20 protein-coding genes are annotated in these 18,326 nt (G+C 30.7%); 5 read left to right on the forward strand and 15 right to left on the reverse strand.

Annotated elements, in window-relative coordinates; translation table 11 throughout:
• Positions 1 to 3 precede the first annotated feature (3 nt).
• The 4 genes from AB3G39_RS04575 to AB3G39_RS04590 all read right to left on the reverse strand — a co-directional run bounded on the left by AB3G39_RS04575 (position 4) and on the right by AB3G39_RS04590 (position 2,773).
• A complete protein-coding gene (locus AB3G39_RS04575) occupies positions 4 to 828 on the reverse strand; it encodes a mechanosensitive ion channel family protein (RefSeq protein ID WP_369769717.1) in 825 nt (274 codons plus the stop codon).
• Positions 829 to 914: 86 nt separating this feature from the next.
• A complete protein-coding gene (locus tag AB3G39_RS04580; protein ID WP_367772129.1) occupies positions 915 to 1,385 on the reverse strand; it encodes a YtxH domain-containing protein in 471 nt (156 codons plus the stop codon).
• A 179-nt stretch (positions 1,386 to 1,564) separates the two neighbouring features.
• Positions 1,565 to 1,765, reverse strand: a complete 201-nt coding sequence (locus AB3G39_RS04585) for a dodecin family protein (RefSeq protein WP_367755326.1) — start codon at positions 1,763 to 1,765, stop codon at positions 1,565 to 1,567.
• 108 nt (positions 1,766 to 1,873) lie between these two features.
• Complete coding sequence (locus tag AB3G39_RS04590; RefSeq protein ID WP_367772127.1) at positions 1,874 to 2,773, reverse strand: NifU family protein; 900 nt, start codon at positions 2,771 to 2,773, stop codon at positions 1,874 to 1,876.
• A 157-nt stretch (positions 2,774 to 2,930) separates the two neighbouring features.
• On the opposite strand from AB3G39_RS04590, the gene AB3G39_RS04595 reads away from it, so the two are divergent.
• Genes AB3G39_RS04595 through AB3G39_RS04605 form a run of 3 tightly spaced genes read left to right on the forward strand, consistent with a single transcriptional unit; the run spans position 2,931 to position 4,794 of the window.
• On the forward strand, positions 2,931 to 3,929 hold the full coding sequence (locus AB3G39_RS04595; protein ID WP_367755322.1) for a type IX secretion system membrane protein PorP/SprF: 999 nt from the start codon (positions 2,931 to 2,933) through the stop codon (positions 3,927 to 3,929).
• A 15-nt stretch (positions 3,930 to 3,944) separates the two neighbouring features.
• Entirely contained in the window at positions 3,945 to 4,463 is a 519-nt protein-coding gene (locus tag AB3G39_RS04600) for a gamma carbonic anhydrase family protein (RefSeq protein ID WP_367772125.1), read from the forward strand.
• A 28-nt stretch (positions 4,464 to 4,491) separates the two neighbouring features.
• Positions 4,492 to 4,794 (forward strand): hypothetical protein, encoded by a 303-nt coding sequence (locus AB3G39_RS04605; protein WP_367755318.1) that lies wholly within the window; start codon positions 4,492 to 4,494, stop codon positions 4,792 to 4,794.
• A 21-nt stretch (positions 4,795 to 4,815) separates the two neighbouring features.
• Here the strand turns inward: AB3G39_RS04605 and AB3G39_RS04610 are convergent, their stop codons facing one another.
• Genes AB3G39_RS04610 through AB3G39_RS04630 form a run of 5 tightly spaced genes read right to left on the reverse strand, consistent with a single transcriptional unit; the run spans position 4,816 to position 8,867 of the window.
• A complete protein-coding gene (locus AB3G39_RS04610; protein WP_367757981.1) occupies positions 4,816 to 5,529 on the reverse strand; it encodes a LytR/AlgR family response regulator transcription factor in 714 nt (237 codons plus the stop codon).
• 33 nt (positions 5,530 to 5,562) lie between these two features.
• Complete coding sequence (locus AB3G39_RS04615) at positions 5,563 to 6,651, reverse strand: sensor histidine kinase (protein WP_369766119.1); 1,089 nt, start codon at positions 6,649 to 6,651, stop codon at positions 5,563 to 5,565.
• On the reverse strand, positions 6,652 to 7,011 hold the full coding sequence (locus AB3G39_RS04620) for a DUF4907 domain-containing protein (protein ID WP_369752586.1): 360 nt from the start codon (positions 7,009 to 7,011) through the stop codon (positions 6,652 to 6,654). It abuts the gene before it with no gap.
• The gene (locus AB3G39_RS04625) at positions 6,998 to 8,002 is read right to left on the reverse strand and encodes a Kelch repeat-containing protein (RefSeq protein WP_367772121.1); all 1,005 of its coding nucleotides are present in this window, start codon (positions 8,000 to 8,002) and stop codon (positions 6,998 to 7,000) included. The genes AB3G39_RS04620 and AB3G39_RS04625 overlap by 14 nt, the downstream gene beginning before the upstream one ends.
• Before the next feature lie 16 nt (positions 8,003 to 8,018).
• Positions 8,019 to 8,867, reverse strand: coding sequence for a DUF6268 family outer membrane beta-barrel protein (locus AB3G39_RS04630; RefSeq protein ID WP_369766120.1), 849 nt, complete (start codon positions 8,865 to 8,867; stop codon positions 8,019 to 8,021).
• A gap of 229 nt (positions 8,868 to 9,096) precedes the next feature.
• Between AB3G39_RS04630 and AB3G39_RS04635 the strand changes: the two genes are divergently transcribed.
• Together AB3G39_RS04635 and AB3G39_RS04640 are read left to right on the forward strand one after the other, a co-directional pair.
• Positions 9,097 to 10,416 (forward strand): DUF4270 family protein, encoded by a 1,320-nt coding sequence (locus AB3G39_RS04635; protein WP_367772119.1) that lies wholly within the window; start codon positions 9,097 to 9,099, stop codon positions 10,414 to 10,416.
• Complete coding sequence (locus AB3G39_RS04640; protein WP_369766121.1) at positions 10,417 to 11,655, forward strand: aromatic hydrocarbon degradation protein; 1,239 nt, start codon at positions 10,417 to 10,419, stop codon at positions 11,653 to 11,655.
• A 1-nt stretch (position 11,656) separates the two neighbouring features.
• On the opposite strand, the gene murI is transcribed toward AB3G39_RS04640, so the two are convergent.
• The 6 genes from murI to AB3G39_RS04670 all read right to left on the reverse strand — a co-directional run bounded on the left by murI (position 11,657) and on the right by AB3G39_RS04670 (position 18,209).
• On the reverse strand, positions 11,657 to 12,433 hold the full coding sequence (gene murI / locus AB3G39_RS04645) for a glutamate racemase (RefSeq protein WP_367772115.1): 777 nt from the start codon (positions 12,431 to 12,433) through the stop codon (positions 11,657 to 11,659).
• 115 nt (positions 12,434 to 12,548) lie between these two features.
• A complete protein-coding gene (locus tag AB3G39_RS04650) occupies positions 12,549 to 13,049 on the reverse strand; it encodes an OmpH family outer membrane protein (RefSeq protein WP_367755302.1) in 501 nt (166 codons plus the stop codon).
• Positions 13,050 to 13,074: 25 nt separating this feature from the next.
• On the reverse strand, positions 13,075 to 14,082 hold the full coding sequence (locus AB3G39_RS04655; protein WP_369752583.1) for an OmpH family outer membrane protein: 1,008 nt from the start codon (positions 14,080 to 14,082) through the stop codon (positions 13,075 to 13,077).
• A 35-nt stretch (positions 14,083 to 14,117) separates the two neighbouring features.
• A complete protein-coding gene (locus AB3G39_RS04660) occupies positions 14,118 to 16,847 on the reverse strand; it encodes an outer membrane protein assembly factor (RefSeq protein WP_367772111.1) in 2,730 nt (909 codons plus the stop codon).
• Complete coding sequence (locus AB3G39_RS04665; protein ID WP_369766122.1) at positions 16,780 to 17,520, reverse strand: isoprenyl transferase; 741 nt, start codon at positions 17,518 to 17,520, stop codon at positions 16,780 to 16,782. Before AB3G39_RS04665 ends, AB3G39_RS04660 begins: the two co-directional genes overlap by 68 nt.
• A gap of 5 nt (positions 17,521 to 17,525) precedes the next feature.
• Positions 17,526 to 18,209, reverse strand: coding sequence for a DUF6089 family protein (locus AB3G39_RS04670; protein ID WP_367772107.1), 684 nt, complete (start codon positions 18,207 to 18,209; stop codon positions 17,526 to 17,528).
• Between the last annotated feature and the right edge of the window lie 117 nt (positions 18,210 to 18,326).

An 18,326-nucleotide genomic window follows, 5' to 3' on the forward strand; every position in this document is an offset into this window, starting at 1 on the left:
TGGTTAATTGCTTTGAGACATTTCTTTCACATACGGTTGTATATTGATTCCAGCATTGTCAAATGCTGCTTTGCAGTTTTCCAAAGTTTCTGTAAAAACAGCTCCAAAATCTTCATTAGTTGCCCAAGGTCTTACTGCTAATTGAATAGCGCTATCAGTTAGGTTTTTAACAAAAACCTCTGGTTTTGGAGTTTGAAGTACTTTTGGGTTATTGTTTAAAATTTCAATAATTAAATCTTTTGCTTTTTTAATATCCGAATCATAAGAGATAGAGAAGGTCAAATCAGCACGTCTGTTTTTTTGTAAAGAGTAATTTATGATAGTGCCGTTAGACAATACTCCATTTGGAATAAAAACCGTTTGATTGTTGGCGGTGATTAATTTGGTTACAAAAATTTGAATTTCACTTACCGTTGCAAGTGTACCTTGCGCTTCTATTGTATGTCCCACTTTGAATGGCTTAAATAGAATAATTAGCATTCCTCCTGCAAAATTAGATAAGGAACCTTGTAATGACAGTCCTACAGCAAGTCCCATTGCACCTAAAATAGCAACAAATGAAGAAGTCTCAATTCCTAGTTTAGAAATGAATGTTACAAATAGTAATACTCTTAAGACCCATAATAAAATATCAGCTAAAAACTTGGTTAGTGTGGGGTCAAGCTCTCTTTTAACCATTATTTTTCTAATAAGCCTATTGATAATGCGAATTGAGTATAACCCAATGAAAAGAATAATAAAAGCTGATATCAGTTTAGGAGAATAAGTAATAAATTCTTTAAAATATATGTTGGCATAATTAGTAACAACATCGGTAGTTAGGGTCATTTTTAGGTAATAAAAAACCTTCTATTATAAAGAAGGTTTGTGTTTATAAAGCAAAATTACAAAAAATAATAGAGTAATTAATTGACTTATTCTCCAATTTTATTTTGAGCGTCTTCTTGATTGTCTTGCGGTGTTAAAGATTTAATTTTATCACTTGCTATTCCTTTGGCTTCGACCGCTAAATGATCTATTTTGTCTTTTGCAATTTCGGCATTTTCTTTAATAGAAGCGATAGTTTTTCCTAATACATCCCCAGCTTCTTGACTGAACTCGCTGATTGTCTCTTTAGCTTGGTCTGCATAATCTTCAACTTTTTCTATCATTGGAGCAGCTGCTGTTTTTGCATCTTCCATCGCTTTTTCTGTTTTTGAGGCTAATTCACTAGCGGTTTCTTTAGCCTTAGCCATTGTCTCTTCGGCAAAATTTTCTGCTTTCTCAATATAAGGAGTTGACGCTTCTTTTGCTTGCTCCAACTTAATTTCTGCTTTATTAGCTAATTCACTCGAAGATTCTTTGGCTGAGCCAAATAAATTTTTAAAAAATGATGATACTCCCATAATGTTTTATTGTTTTAAATTTCTAATACAATATTAAACAATTTTATTGCAATTAATTTATTGGTTATCAATATTTTGTGATTTTATTTTCATTTCAAAATTAAAATGTAGAAACAATGATGTAGTTGTACAAAAAAAGCGTTTCGTAAGAAACGCTTTAATTTTTTTTAGAATAAAGTTTACTCAAGTTCGAATGTTACTTTAAGTGTTACTCGGTATTCTGATATTTTGCCTCCATCTACTGATGCACTTTGATCTTTAACATATACAGATCGTATATTTTTTACAGATTTTGATGCTTTCGTTATGGCTTTTTGTGTTGCTTCTTCCCAACTCGTTTTTGAACTTGAGAGTAATTCAATTACCTTTAATACTGACATAATTTCTACTTTTTTAGTTAAACTTAAATTTAACTAATTTTTTAATTTCCCCCCTATAAAAAAGGTTAAATATATCATAATTATCAGTAAATCAGTATTTTGTAATTATTAGGCGTTAGCGGCTTCTACATTTATTTTATCGTCGTTAAGCATGCTTTTTAGCATGTTTTCTATTCCGCTTTTTAAAGTAAATGTTGATGATGGACAGCCACTACAAGCTCCTTGGAGAGTTACTTTTACGGTTTTAGAAGTTTCGTCATAGGATTCAAAGGCAATGTTACCACCGTCAGCAGCAACAGCAGGTTTTACATATTCTTCTAATATATTAATGATTTTTTGAGAAGTTTCGTCTAATGAATCAAAATTTGCATCTTTTGTTTTTTCGTCTTTTACAATAGTTTGAATTAGACTTTCGTCTAAAACTGTTCCTCCATTTTCAATATATTGTTTGATGAAGCTTCTTAATTCCAAAGTAATTTCCTCCCAGTTATTGACCTCATATTTGGTTACTGAAATATAATTTTCATCAATAAAAATTTCTTTTACATATGGGAATTTAAATAATTCTTTTGCTAAGGGAGATGAAGCAGTTTGGTCAATGTTTTTAAACTCAATAGGATTCTTAGTTAGCATTCTACTAACGACGAATTTTAAAGCTGATGGATTTGGTGTTGTTTCTCCATAAACAGTAATAGGCTGTTTTTTTGTTTTATTTTCCTCAATTGTAATTATGGTACCTCCATTAGTAACAAATGTTTCAATTTGTTCAGCAACGGCATCTTTTACATCATCCCATTCTACAATACTATATTTTTCAACAGCAATAAATTTTCCAGAAATGTATATCGTTTTTACAAATGGTAAATAGAATAATTGTTGTGCAAGTGGTGATGCTTTTGCTTCATCAATGTTTTTAAACTCAAAACTTTCATTTTTAGTAATGAAATCTTCAAATTCAAATTTTAGTATAGTTGGGTTTTGCGTTTCTTTTATGGTAACTTTTGTCATAACTTTTGTAAATTTTTACAAATTTAGTAAAGTTATTTTCTACGAATAACTATATTTGATATATTAATGAATAAATTAACTTTAGTTTAGTATTATTACGGACTATCTATTCTTTTTCTGTAACACTTATATTCATTTTTTATATAAAAGTATTTCAATGTATATCAAAATTAAAATTTTATTTGTACTTTTTTTTATTACTTCCTATTCTTTTTCACAAGAAGGTATCGCTGTATATTCTGATTATTTATCAGATAATTACTATTTGATCCATCCTTCGATGGCAGGTGCGGCAAATTGTGCAAAAATAAGACTTACCTCTCGTTCGCAATGGGCTGGTCAAGAAGATGCTCCTAAACTCCAAACAGTAAGTTTTAATGGCAGGGTGAGTGAGAAAGCAGGGGCAGGGATTATTCTTTTTAATGATAAAAACGGATATCATTCTCAAAAAGGAGTTAAATTATCCTATGCTTACCATCTTATGTTTTCTAGAGATGAAATAGATTTGAATCAATTGTCTTTTGGAATTAGTGCTGGTTTGATCCAGAGTCAATTAGACGAAACTAGTTTTCTTCAATCAGGCGATTTTGATCCTATTATTGATGGAACTATAGTACAAAAAGATTCTTATTTCAATATGGATATTGGAGCTTCTTATAATTTTTTGGACTTTTATGTACATGGTACTGTAAAGAATGTACTTGAAACTAGAAGAGATATTTATACAGAATACGAAAGTGATAATTTAAGAAAGTTCTTATTGAGTACGGGATACGTTTTTGGGGACAAAGATAGAATTTTATGGGAACCATCTATTTTATTTCAATTAGTAGATAAAACAAAAGAAAAATCATTTGATTTTAATTTGAAAGCATATAAAAACATGGATTTTGGAACACTATGGGCGGGATTGTCCTACCGTAGAAGTTTAGATGGTGCAGAGTATTCAGATGCTTCAGGGATTTCTACACAAAAATTACAATATATTACTCCTATTATTGGAGTAAATTACAAAAATGTGATGTTTGCTTATACTTACTCTCATGTTTCTGGCGCAGTTAAATTTGATAATGGAGGATATCATCAAATTACTTTGGGGCTTAACTTGTTTTGTAAGCCTGAAAAATACGAATGTAACTGCCCTGCGATTAATTAATTCTAATTTTCTTTCATGTTAATAAAGTCGGTCAACGGAAAAACACCACTGATACCAAAAGATTGTTATGTTGCTGAAAATGCAACTATAGTCGGTGAGGTTAGTTTTGGTGATTCATGTAGTGTATGGTTCAATGCTGTTATTCGAGCAGATGTGAATTTTATTAAAATTGGTAATAAAGTAAACATTCAAGATGGTGCCATAATACATTGTACATATAAAAAGCACCCAACTATAATAGGTAATAATGTTTCCATTGGGCATAATGCTATTGTTCATGGCTGTACTGTACATGACAATGTTTTGATAGGTATGGGAGCGATTGTAATGGATAATTGTATTATTGAAAGTAATTCAATTGTTGCTGCTGGAGCTGTTATTACTCAAAATACAGTTGTTTCTTCAGGTTCGATTTGGGCTGGTGTTCCTGCCAAGAAAGTAAAAGATATTGATCAGTCTAATTTTGCAGGGGAAATTGAACGTATTTCTAACAATTATGTAATGTATTCCAGTTGGTTCAAAGAAGAAGAATAATCAGTTTTACTTTTCAATAATTAATAGGATGGGAAAAAGAAAAGATAAAGCATCACATATATTAAATACGTCATCAACTTTATTAGGAATATGTTTTTTAGTACTTACTTCTATTAAAGTCAATAACAGCAGCGAGACTACAATTATTGATCAACTTATAGCAATTTCTATTGTGATGTTTATGACAAGTAGTATTCTGTCTTTTTTATCCATGCGAAAAACTAAAAAACCAAGTGCTCATTTTGAAAAAATAGCAGATTTAATTTTCTTGATAGGTCTTTTTTCATTGTTCATCATAACGATGTTGGTCACTTTGAACATCATTAAATGATAGGGTTTATATAATAAAAATTTATAAATTGATTCGTTCAAAGAAGGAACTCTTGTAGCTTTCGCTAATAGGTATTCTTTTTTCGGCAATTACTACTTTGTTTTTCTGGATTGACTTGACGTGTTTTATATTAATGATGTAAGAACGATGTATTCTAGAGAATCCCTTTGATGAAAGTAAGTTTTCGAGTTTTATTAAGCTAATTAATGTCAAAGTATATTTGTTGTCAGTGGTATATATTTTGACATAGTCCTTCAAGCCTTCAATATATAAAATATCCGAAAAATTCAATTTAACATTTTCATATTCAGCTCTTACGAACATAAAATCTTGCTCGATTTCAGGTGCAGAAATCAAATTTGTATTTGTTGGTACATTTTGTGGGTTGAAAATTTGTTGCGCCCTCATTACTGATTTCAAGAATCTATGAAATGGGATTGGTTTTACTAAATAATCTACAGCACCAAGATTAAAACCCTCCACAGCATAGTCAGAATAAGCTGTGGTAAATATTATTAATGGTTTTTTATCAATTGCATTAATAAAGTCAATACCGGAAAAATGGGGCATTTCTATATCTAAAAAAATTAAATCTACATTAGATTGGTTGATTATTGATATTGCATCAATGGCGTTGTTGAAGGTGTTAACAAGTTCAAGTGAATCTACTTTGCTAACAAATTCTTTAATCAAATCAACCGCTAGTGGTTCATCATCTATAATAACACATTTCATCATATTTTCTATTTAATAACTTTTTATTTTAATCTAGATAATGGTTCCTTGTGTTTGATCTAAAATCAGATTTAAATGTACGCTATAATTATTTTCAGTTTCAGTTATAGTCAGTTGATGCGAATTTGGATAGAGAAGATCGAGTCTGCTTTCAATGTTTGTTAGTCCAATTCCAGAGTTTTCAGGATCTTTTTTATAATTTTCCATTTTATTTTCTATCCAAAAATCCAAAACATTCTCGGTAATACTAATTTTAATTTTTACATAGGCTACTCCTTTGTAATCCGTCCCGTATTTGAAAGCATTCTCTATAAAAGAAATTAAAAGTAAGGGTTCTATATATTTATTTCTAGTTTCTCCATGAATATTTATATAAATATTTTCAATATTGTTAAGTCGTAACTTTTGTAGTTCAATATAATTTTTAATGTAGTTTATCTCTTTTTCAAGAAATACAGTTTTATTATCTGTTTCATAAAGCATATAACGCATCATTTCGGATAAGGTAACTATGGCATCTGGAACCAAATCAGATTTCTTATAAGCTAATGAATAAATGCTATTGAGAGCGTTGAATAAAAAATGTGGATTGGTCTGTTTTCTCAAATAGTTTAGTTCAGTAGTAGTTTTATGAGTTTCAGCTATAAGCTTATTTTGCTGATTATTATAAAATTCCGATAACGTTTTAATAATTGTACTTGTAGCTATTATAAAAACATAAAAAATGGAGGGAAATATTTTCATAAAAAAAGGAGCCCTTCCCTGAAAAACCTTTGATCTTATCATTTCATGGCCTGAGGAGTCGAACATTCTTGGATGAGCGAACTCTTTGAAACTTGGCATGAAATAGATTGACCTTATAATCATAAAAAAAGTGATTATCGATAGTATTACTGCTAAAAAGAACCAGTATTTTTTATTCAAGAGTAATTTTGGGACAAAATAAAAATAATTTAAATAAAACAAAATGATGCCAGTAGTCCATTGTACGTAGAAATCAGGTTTTATAAATAAAAGATTTTCTGAAAAAGAAATTAAAGAAGTAATAATAAAAAAGCACCAAATGATACTATGTACTAGTATTTTGTTTAAATTGTTATTCTTAATTCCGTCTAATTTCATCTAGGTTTTTATAGCTAATAAAAATAAATCTTTTTTTGTTACAGTAGGGGATAAATTATCTTTCAGTTTTTGCAATACTAAATTACCCACTTTTAAGGCTTCTTCTTCGGTTTTAAAGCTTTTATTCTCACTTATTACAGGGATTACCGTTTGTTTAATAATTATTTTTTCATCTTTAGTTATTATATATCCCCAACCAGAATCATTTTTTAAAGATTTTACTTTTAAATTTTCGGTGTGATTACACGAAATAAATAAAGAAAAACTAAATATCAATAAAATAGTGTATTTGTTTACTAGAAATAGATTCTTCTGGATTGTTGCCCAGAAGAATCTATTGTTTAAATTAATTGTCATCATCGCTTTGTTCGTCTAATGGTTTAAATTCCCAAGAATCATCAAAATAGGAAGATCCTGACCTTCCTAATAATAGGAATCCACGTTGGTTGATTGCAAACCCTGTTGCATCAGTTCGTGCAGATCCCTCAAGAGACGTTCTTTCTTCCCAAATATCGTTTGTAGGATCGTACTCCCAAACGGATCTGGTACCTTCTCCACAGGCTACATATCCAAATCCATTCATTGAAAAACTGGATGCATTAGACCTTACAATTACATAGTCATCATTGTATGAATAGTCATCGTCGTCGTCTTGATCGATATCACGTTTTCTTGTCCATATGTCAGTAGCAGGATCAAACATCCAAAAATCTACTTGATATGTTCCACTATTAACCCCTAACCCTAAGTATACTTTATCATCAATTACAAAAATACTTGCGCCTCTACGTTTGTTTCCACTAAAGCCATTTACTAATGTCCAAGTGTTTTCGGTTGGGCTATATTGGTAAAAATCTTTAAGGTAATTTCCATCATATCCCGTTCCAAAGTAGGCTTTTCCACCTGCTTGAAACCCTACTGCAGAATAGCGCGCTGTCCCAGCAAAATCGGCTTTTTGAGTCCAACTATTACTTACTGGATCATATTCATAAAAGTCTTTCAATTTATTCGTCCCATCATAACCAAGACCTACATACCCTTTAGAATTTAATTCAAATCCCGAGGCCGCACTTCTTTCTACACCTGTAAAGTCCGCTTTTTGCTCCCAGTAATCGCCATCTGAATTGTATGCCCATAGATCTTTTAAATATTCATCTCCTGTATATCCTGTTGTAACATATGCATAACTACCAATCACAAAACTTGTTGCACTGGATCTTGCAGGACCATCAAAGGAGGACTTTTTAATCCAGTTTCCAACTAAATCATCATCGTCATCATTGCTACAACTTACCAATACTAAACTCATAATAAGTGTGGTGAACAACATTCCTTTTTTTAAACTATTCATATATTTATTGTTTTTGTTAATGTTTGAATTTTATACCTATATTAAAAATGTATCCGTTGTTACTATTAAAATCATATTTTAAATCCCCTTTATTATCCGTTAGATAATATTTATTATGGAATCCGTAACCTCCTTTGAAATTTATTGACCAGGAAGAATCTATACTTCTTTCGTATTCAAGTGTTGTTGCCATTTGTGAATAGGTCATTTTTGTTGCGTTATTATAATTGTCATTTGGATCAGGAGTATCTAAATTGTAAATAGCCCCTTGGAAATTATTTTTAAACAAGAATGTGTTTTTATTATTATTCGAATATGAAAACTGTGAATTTGGGAACCCAATTTCAATTGCCATATTTTGATGCATACGATGTAGGAATGAAAATGTTGGCAGAATAGTTGTTTTTCCAAAAAGGGTACTTCTTTGAGTACCTATAGATATTGAGTTTGAAGGATTAAAAATGTGATTTATTTTTAGTCCGCCTAATATATTTACATCTGAAATCCCTACATTTTCTTCAAAATTGATTGTTGGTTTAATTTCGATATTCAAGCTTGTTTTTCTATTTAAAGCATATGTAATTTCAAAATTATTTTCAAAACTGGAAAAATCAGTAAGGTTATCTTGTAAGTTGTATTTTTCTAATTCATAATTTATTCCTGTTTTTTTGTATTTTAAAGTATTTGTTATTTTAATTTCCGAACCAATGTTTTTTAAAACACCAAACCCAATTTCGGTTTCGTTCCTAGTTATTTTTTCTGTTGGTTCTGTTTTTGTATTTAATTCTAAAGAGAAACTGCTTTGGGCAGAAATATCTAAAATTGAAAACAGAAACAGCAGTGCTGCATAAATCTTTATTCTCATTGTTTTTTTATTGTTTCAAAAGTAGTTGCATTATCTAATCTAAAAAAAGAAGATATATATACCCGCCTATTTCATAGACAAACGGGTCGTTTATATAGCTGAATCAATATTACAGTTGAGTTATTGCAGTTGTAGTCATAATGTGGCTTTTTATAGAGATAAAACTAGGAACGGTATATGTTATAATGCACTATAAAAATGGCTCTTATATATTTGTTCAAAAACATTTATGTATAAGTTATTGTTGTTGCTTTTTCTTGGAGCTGTAATAACCTCTTGTAATTCTGATGTAGATACAGGAGAGTTCGTTGTTGGGTCGGATTATTTATCAGTAAATAATAAAGTTATATTGATAGATACTTTGACGGTTGATGTTTCGACAATTAATTTGGATTCATTAATAACGTCAAGTCAAAAAAGAATTTTAGTTGGAAATTATGACGATCCATATTTTGGGAAGGTAAAATCAGATAGTTATTTTCAATTGTCTTCGTCGGGGTATACTTTAAATACGGATAATTCTGATACTGATGCTCCAAACTATGTTTTTGATTCTATACGAATGATTTTGAGGCCTGATAAGTATTACTATGGCGATACTACTAAAGTACAAACAATTAGTATTCATCGATTACTTCAAAAAGTGAAGCCAAATGTTGATGACACCAATTTTTATAATGATTCCAGTCTTGACTTTGATTCTGAAAGTTTAGGTTCTGTTTCATTCAGGCCAAAACCCCACAGTAAAGATTCTGTTGTTGTAAATATTAAAGATGTTTTTGGAGATGCTCTTTTTCAAAAAATAAAAAAAAGAGAGATAACAAATTTTGACGAGTTTACTGAATATTTTAGGGGACTTGTTATAAAAACAACAACTAGTGGTTCTTCAAGTATTGTAGGTTTCAATACGGCTAGCGTACTCCGATTGTATTATTCAAAATATTTGGGAAATTCTGATGAGTCACTAGTCAAGGATTTTAATATTTTGGATGCGACAAAGCAGTTTAATAATATAAGTTTGGACAGAAGCGGTACTTTAATAAAGGACTTGCCAGTTTTTACAGACCACTTGTCTAGTTTGCAAACTGGAAATAACGCATTCATTCAATCTGGAACAGGCTTGGCATGTAGAATTGATTTTCCAAATATAAAACAACTGAAATACATTTCGGATAAAGGGGCAATTGTTGATGCTCAACTCATTATTAAACCCATAAGCAATTCCTATTCTGATTCCTATCCATTGGTAGATTCCTTACGAGTTTTTGTGGCAGACAAATTAAATAGAATTTCAGGTACTTTGAATAGTACGGGCAGTGCTACGTATGCTATTTTGAATACCGATGCTGATGAGTTTAATGAAAACATAGGGTATAAAGTATCTATTGGTACTTTTTTGCAAAATGAAATGATAAAAAAGTCTGATTCAAGGTTGTCATTAATTCTCACTTTACCAAGTATTTCCAAAGCAGTAGATCGATTACTAGTGGGAGATCAAAAAAATAGCAACAATAAAATTCAATTGAAAATTTATTATATTTCTTATTAAATGAAAAATAAAATAGCGCTTGCAAGTTTATTTATGCTTTTTACCATAAATACATTTTCACAAAGTATATCAAGTTCACCTTATTCAATGTATGGGTTAGGAAGTTTATATGATTCCGATTTTGGTTCGATTTCTTCTATCGGCTCTTCGGGAATTGCTTTGCCTTCCAATCGATTTATCAATAATCTAAACCCTGCATCTTTGGGTTATATGTATCAAAATCATTTTTTGTTTGATGTGGGTGGTAAGTCCATTTTATCCACTTATGAAAACAGTTCAAAAAAAGAAAGTAGAAATAATTTTCAGTTTTCTCATATTGCTTTAGCTTTTCCTGTAACGTCAAAATCTGCTGTTAGTGTTGCTTTACAACCGTATTCAAGCGCTGCTTTTAAAATATCAAATTTACTTTTGCCAATTGAAAATAGTGCTGACACCTATGTTTTGAATGCTTCTGGTTCAGGAGGATTAAATGATTTTGACCTTTCTTATGGATACAGAATTGGAAAAAAAATTGCATTAGGGATTTCAACTAATTTTCTTTTTGGTAATACAATAGATAATAGAGACTATACTGTTTCGAACTCAATAACTACCATAAATAAAAAATCGTATTACAATGGAGTAAGGGTATCATTAGGAAGTCAGGTACAAATTGATTCTACATTGTCATTGGGTGTGAATTTTAAATCGCCGAGTCAAATTAAAGCTTCAAAAGTTCAATCTGTTATTTCGTATAATAACTCAATAACTACAACAATTGAAACGGACGCAAATTATGATGTAGATGATTATTATTTGCCTTTAGAAATTGGAGTAGGGTTAAGTAAGGTTTTTAAGAATAATTTAAACTTTACTATAGATTATAAAAAAAGCCTGTGGAATGGTACGAATCAATCTGATATATATGGGAATTATCTCAATCAAGATAAATTTGCTATGGGATTTTCGTATAGTAAAACGAAGAGTATAAGAAGTTATTTTGATAGAATTCAATATGCAACGGGATTTAATTATGATTCTGGATTTTTAGAAATTGATAATAAAAGAATTAATAATCTATCTTTTTCGGTTGGTGTTTCATTACCAGTTGAGAATCAAACTTTTTCAACTCTTAATGTGACGTATTCTTATGGTCAAAAAGGGAGTATTAGTAATGGTCTAATTAAGGAAAATTATCATAAAATTTCACTTAATTTAAGTTTAGATGGGATTTGGTTCGTTAAAAGAAAATTTGAATAAACTAAAAATCTCTTTCTATAACTTCATATTTGTTTTCTAAAATTTCTTTTAAGACTTTAGGATTAGTATTCGTATAGAAAACGGGGTTGCTATTTTCTTCTGTGGAAAAACCAATTTTATTATTTAATATATTTTTAGTTTGTTTGGCCACAGCTTCACCTGAATCTATTATTTGAATATTATCTGGTAGAATCTTTCTTATTTGTGGAATTAGGTAGGGATAGTGGCTACAGCCTAATACAAGGTAATCGATGTCAGCCTCAATCATAGGTTGCAAATAGGAGTGAAGTAACTCGCTCATTTCAGGTGAGTTTATTTCACCGTTTTCAATGAGCTGTACTAATCCGTGACCTACTTGTTCTATTATTTTTGTGTTTTGAAATTTTTGTGTTGTATTGTAGAACAGTTCACTGATTAATGTACCTTGAGTGGCCAAAATGCCAATTGTTTGTGTTTTGGAATTAGTAGCCGCCGGTTTTATTGCAGGTTCAATACCAATAAAAGGGATGTTGTATTTTGCTCTTAATTCTTTAATTGCATTTGTGGTAGCTGTATTACAGGCAACAACAATCAATTTACAACCCATTTCAAGTAATAGATCTGTATTTTTCATACTCAGAGCTATGATTTCTTGTTTTGACTTTTGTCCGTAAGGAGCATTTTTACTGTCAGCTAAATAAATGGTTTTTTCATTAGGGAGTAAATGGTGAATCTCTCTCCATATTGAAGTTCCTCCTATGCCTGAATCAAAAATTCCTATGGGTTGATTGTTATTCATTAAAACAAAGTTAAGTGCTCTACATTAAATATCCTAAAAAATAGTGCTACAAAAAAACCGCTCATTTCCTGTGTTAGGATGAGCGGTTTTTTAAAATATTATGATTTGTATTCTACTAGAAACCTAAATCTTTTTTTACATCTGCAGTTAAGTTTGGACCGTCAGCAAGTAAAAGTGTAGAACCATCAAGAACATATTGGAAACCTTTTGCTTTTCCAACTTTTTCAATTGATGCTCTTACTTTTTCCATTAATGGTTTTACTATATCTGATTCTTTTTGTTGCAATTCTTTTTGAGCGTTATCTCTAAAGTCAACAATTCTTTTTTGCATGTCTTGTACTTCTTTAGAACGGTCGCCGTTTATAGCGTCAGTAACAGTTGCAGATTCAGCTTCGTATTTTTTTAATTTTGCTTGGTACTCTTCAACCATTTTTTTGTAATCTGCATCGTAAGTAGTACTTAATTTTTCAAGTTGTTTTTGAGCATCTAACATAGCTGGCATTTTTGCCATGATTTCACTTACATCAACATGTGCTGTTTTTGCTTGTGCAGTAATAGTTTGATTTGCTCCAAGAATAAATAGTGCAGCAATTAATAAAGTTTTAATCTGTTTCATCGTTTTTAAAATATTAAGTAATTAATTATTGTTTTAGTTTAATTTGTTCTTCTCTTGATTTTTTTATGGAATCCCTCACTTGGAGTATTCGTATTCTTCTGTCCTCTACTGCTTTTTTACGGTCTTCAATTACTTTTTTACGTTCTTCTAATTTTTGAGCGTTAGCGTCGATTTGTTTTTGTTTAGCTTCTTCGGCTTTTGTCTTAGCACTTTCTTTTTCAGAATCGTTATTTACCGAAGTAGTAGCTTCTGTTTTTGTAGAGGCAGAAACCGTGCCATTTTTTTTAGCTTCTCTGTCAGCTATTATTTTTTGTCTTCTTTCTTCAAAATCTTTTTTCTTTTGTTCTTGGGCAAGTTTTCTTTCTTCAATAATTTTATCCCTTGCTATTTTCTTTTCTTCTAATGCTTTCTGTCTTTCGGCTAATACTGGATTTTCATCAGCAGCATCTTCTTTATTGTCTTTAGCTTCTTCAGCAGCAAGTTGCTTTTTTGTTAGTTGCTCTCTTTTTTCAGATCGGTTTATTACTCGCAACACTTGGTCGCTTATGTCAAACCTTTTTGCAGCAAAAAGCATAGTTAAATCCGAAGATTTGTCAAAAATAAAATCATATTTTTTTACTTCTGCAATATCTTGTACTGCGGTAAAAACTTGATCTTGGATTGGCTTTGTTAATACGGATTTTTGAATCATCAAATCTCCATTAGGACCAAATCTTTTTTGTTGGTAATCTAACATTTCTGTTTCAAGAAACTTAATTTCTGTTTCTCTTTCTCCTATTAATTCTTTTGTTAATAAAGCTTTTTCAGCACTTAATGCATCCTTTATTTTACTTATTTCAATTTTTTTGGCCTCAATTTCTTGCTTCCATTTTTGTGCTTTTTGTTCTAATTGTACAGTAGCTTCTGTGTAATTGGGTACATTCTGTAAAATGTATTCCATATCAATGTAGCCAACTTTTGTTCCTCTGGTTTGCGAATGAATCGTATGTGCTACAGTCATCGCTAAAAATAAAAATAAAAATTGTTTTCTCATAGCTTCATGGTATTAGAAAATCATATGCCAATCTATTAAAATTGTTGTCCAATAATGAAATGGGTTTCCCATCCATTAGCTTTTGTCTGTCCAGGTAACGCGTCAAAACCATTACCGAAATCAATACCCAATAAACCAAATGCAGGCATGAATACACGTAACCCAACTCCCGCTGATCTGTTTAAAGCAAAAGGATTGTAGCTCTTGAAATCAGCATAGGATGAACCTGCTTCTAAAAAGGCTAATGCATATATAGAAGCTGATGATTTTAAAGTTATTGGATAACGTAGTTCCATAGAGAATTTATTGTACACTGTTGCACCAATTTGTTCTCCAGCACTATTTATAGGAGTCAATGAGTTATTAGGATATCCTCTCAACTGTATTGTCTCTCTACCATCCATTGAATAGTTGGCTAATCCATCACCTCCAACATAGAATCTTTCAAAAGGAATTACACCTCTATCTTGATTGTATGCACCTAGGAATCCAAACTCAGTCAATGTTCGTAATACTAATTTACCATAAACTTTGGTATACCAGTCTGCTTTGAACTTTATTTTGTAATATTCTAACCAATTAAATTTCTTTTGATCCACTAATGCTGGGTCTGCGGCAGCATCTTTATAATTGAATACTTTGTTTCCCGCAGCATCGATATAGTCACCAATATTAACAGTATTTCCATTAGCATCGACTTGATTAGATCTGTCAGTAGTGTTTTTTAATTTATATTCTTCTTTATCTCCTAAAGTGGCATAGTCTATACCATTAAGTAAAGAGTAAGGAAGTGAAAATTTTCCTGTTAAGCTAAATTCTGAACCATAAGTTGGGAAAATAGGGTTAACTCCTTTATTACTTCTGGATATACCAACTGTATATGCTAAGTTTCTCGAAGCTCCATTTCCAAATGTAAATAATCCAGTGTTGTAATTATGTAAATCATAATGTTGGTAACTTAATGATTGTGATAATACAAAATAATCATCTGGTACGGTTAATCTTTTTGCCAATCCTACTGATAATGTTAAGATATTAAAACTTTTACTTTTATCAACTCTTTGAGTAATGTAATTGTTTAAAAATTGCTTACTGTATGAGATAGATGAGCTAAACTGTACAGGTTTCTTTTGTCCAAACCATGGTTCAGAAAAGGATACGCTATAGGTTTGAAAATAAGTACTTCCTTGTAATCGTAAGGATACTTTTTGTCCATCACCCATCGGTAAAGGTTTGTAAGCTTCTTTGTTGAGTAAGTTTCTTGCTGAAAAGTTATTAAAGGACAAACCTAATGTACCTATGAATCCACCTCCACCGTAACCTCCTTGAAGTTCAATTTGGCTAGATCCTTTTTCAACTAGATTGTATTCAATATCTACTGTACCTGCTGCTGCATCTACATTTTTGAATTTAGGATCGATTGCTTCAGGATCAAAAAATCCTAATTGACCAATTTCACGAATTGTTCTTACTAATAGTTCTTTACTGTATTTTTCTCCTGGTTTCGTTCTGAGTTCTCTATAAATTACACGGTCATTCGTTTTGTCGTTTCCTACCACTGTTATGTGATTAAAATAAGCCAAAGGTCCTTCAGTAACTCTAATTTCGAAGTCAATCGTGTCATTTGCAGTTTTTACTTCAACCGCATTTATATTCGAGAATAAATATCCGTTATTTTGATATAAATTGGTAATATCTTCACCATCTGGTTTTGATTTATCTGCAATTCTCTTTTCTAGAAGTACACCATTATACGTTTCTCCTTTTTTCACTCCTATTATTCTGTTTAAATATTGATCAGAATAAACGGTGTTTCCTAAAAACTTAATATTTCCAAAGTAATATTTATTTCCTTCTTCTACATTTATTTTAATAGATAAGGCATTTTTATCTTTATCAAATGCAACAGTGTCTGATAGGATTCTTGCGTCTCTATATCCTTTTTCTTTGTAAGCTGCTATAACCTTTTCTAAATCGGCTTTGTATTTTTCTTTTATGAACTTTGAGGCTTTTAATATGCGTATTGGATTTTTTTGTTTTGTATCTTTCATTGCTTTGCGTAAAGCCTTGTCAGATATTTTTTCATTACCAATAAAGTCAATTTTACTAATTTTAACTTTATCACCTTTGTCGATATTAACCACCATATTAACTTGGTTAATGGTAGTTGTATCTTTAATTATATTAATATTAACTTTAGTATTAAAATAACCGTCTTTTTTGTATTTATTCTCGATGTAGTTTCTAGTAGTTGTTATTAAATTTTCATTTACAACTTTACTTTTTGTTAGTCCGTTATCTTTAATTAAGGCTTCCGTTTTGTTTTTCTTGATACCAACAAACTTAACTTGTCCTAATTTGGGTAATTCTTTAATGTCTAAATCTAAGTAAATACTATCATTTTCAACTCTATTGATATAGAATGAAATTTCGTCAAATAGACCCAGTTTCCCTAATTTTTTTATAGCTGCGCTTATTTCTTCTCCAGGAATAGTGATTTCTTGTCCTTTTTGAAGTCCGGCAAATGTTACAACAGTTTGTTTGTTGAAGCTAATGTTATTTGTAACAGCTACGTCTGCTAAAATGTATTTTTTACCTTGATCAAAGGGAACTCTGTCTTGCGCTTTAATTTGTGAAAAACTTCCCAATAATAGTAGGGTAAGGACTGCTTTTATACTTTTATTCAACACTAAAAAATTATTTAATTTGTTCACTTGTTTTTCCAAATCTACGTTCTCTTTTTTGATAACTAATAATAGCCTCATATAAATTCTGTTCTTTAAAGTCTGGCCACAATACATCAGTAAAATACAATTCAGCATAGGCTATTTGCCACAACAGAAAATTACTTATCCTATGTTCTCCACTTGTTCTTATTAATAAATCTACATCAGGTAAATTTTGCGTGTAAAGATGCTCATTTATAATTGAATCGTCAATAGAGTCTATTGAAATTATATTATTTTTAACTTTATTACTGATGTTTTTTACTGCATTTACAATTTCCTCTCTTGAACCATAACTCAATGCTAGTGTTAGGGTCATTCGGGTATTGTTTTTGGTTTTTTCAATAACATCAAGGAGCTCTTTTTGCGCTGATGTTGGCATTTTTTCTAAATTACCAATGGTGTTCAGTCTGATATTATTTTCTTGGAGCGTTGTCAGTTCTTTTTTTAATGATTTGATGAGTATCTTCATTAAAGTGTCTACTTCCAGTTTGGGTCTATTCCAATTTTCTGTAGAAAAGGCATACAAAGTAAGGTTTTGGATCCCTAATTTGGCACAAGTTTTAATAATGATTTTAACGGATTTGGTTCCACTTTCATGACCAAAAGCGCGTAATAACCCCTGTTGCTTAGCCCAACGCCCATTACCGTCCATAATAATGGCCAAGTGCTCTGGTAATTTATTTTTATCTATACTGTCTAGTAAATCCATTTTTTTTAGTCTGCACAATAACAAGGTTTGTTTCCAAAAGTATACGTTAAAGTAATACCTGAAAAAACATACCAATCATTATTATTTATATTTCCAAATTGTAATGTTTTCAAACTTTCATTCTTTGGATTGCTCCCATCAAGATTGTCCGTAAGTGTGTAACGTGCTCCTACTTCTAACGCTAATATTAAACGCGGAGTAATATTTGATTTTACTCCTAGAACCATAGGTATAGCAAATGTATTCTCTGCTTGATCTTTTCTTGTTTCTCCTGATATAATGTACAACTCGTCATACCTAAAATAACTAATTCCTGAATATACATAAGGAGTAGTTTTTCTATCTAATTCATGCAGGTTAAAATCAAAAAAATTGAATTCAAGGCCTAAAGATACTTCTTTTATATTATTTTCAAAACGATAGCCTCTTTGGCTTCTGCCTGGTTCTTTTGAATCAAGGTCATTTGAGGTTATTTTTGATTGTGTATAAGAGAAACGATAGGCGTGTCTTGGACTTTTATTCCACTTATAAAGTAGTCCAAAAGCAGGCTCATGTGGAGCTATATAAGTAGTGGGGCCAACGTCTCCAATATAGTTGCTTCCACCTAGAAAAACTCCAACTTCATGTATCTGAGAGTGCATGGCTATACTCAAGAATAAGCATATAAATAAGCTGAAGATTTTAGTCATTTTAATTTAAAATTGCGTGCAAATATAATAATTATCAATAGGAATCAATATTCATTGTGTTAAATGTCATAATTATTTCATTTATGACCGCCCAATTGATATGTATTGAAGTTGTTA

Source organism: Flavobacterium sp. WC2416 (assembly GCF_041200095.1).
GTDB lineage: Bacteria > Bacteroidota > Bacteroidia > Flavobacteriales > Flavobacteriaceae > Flavobacterium.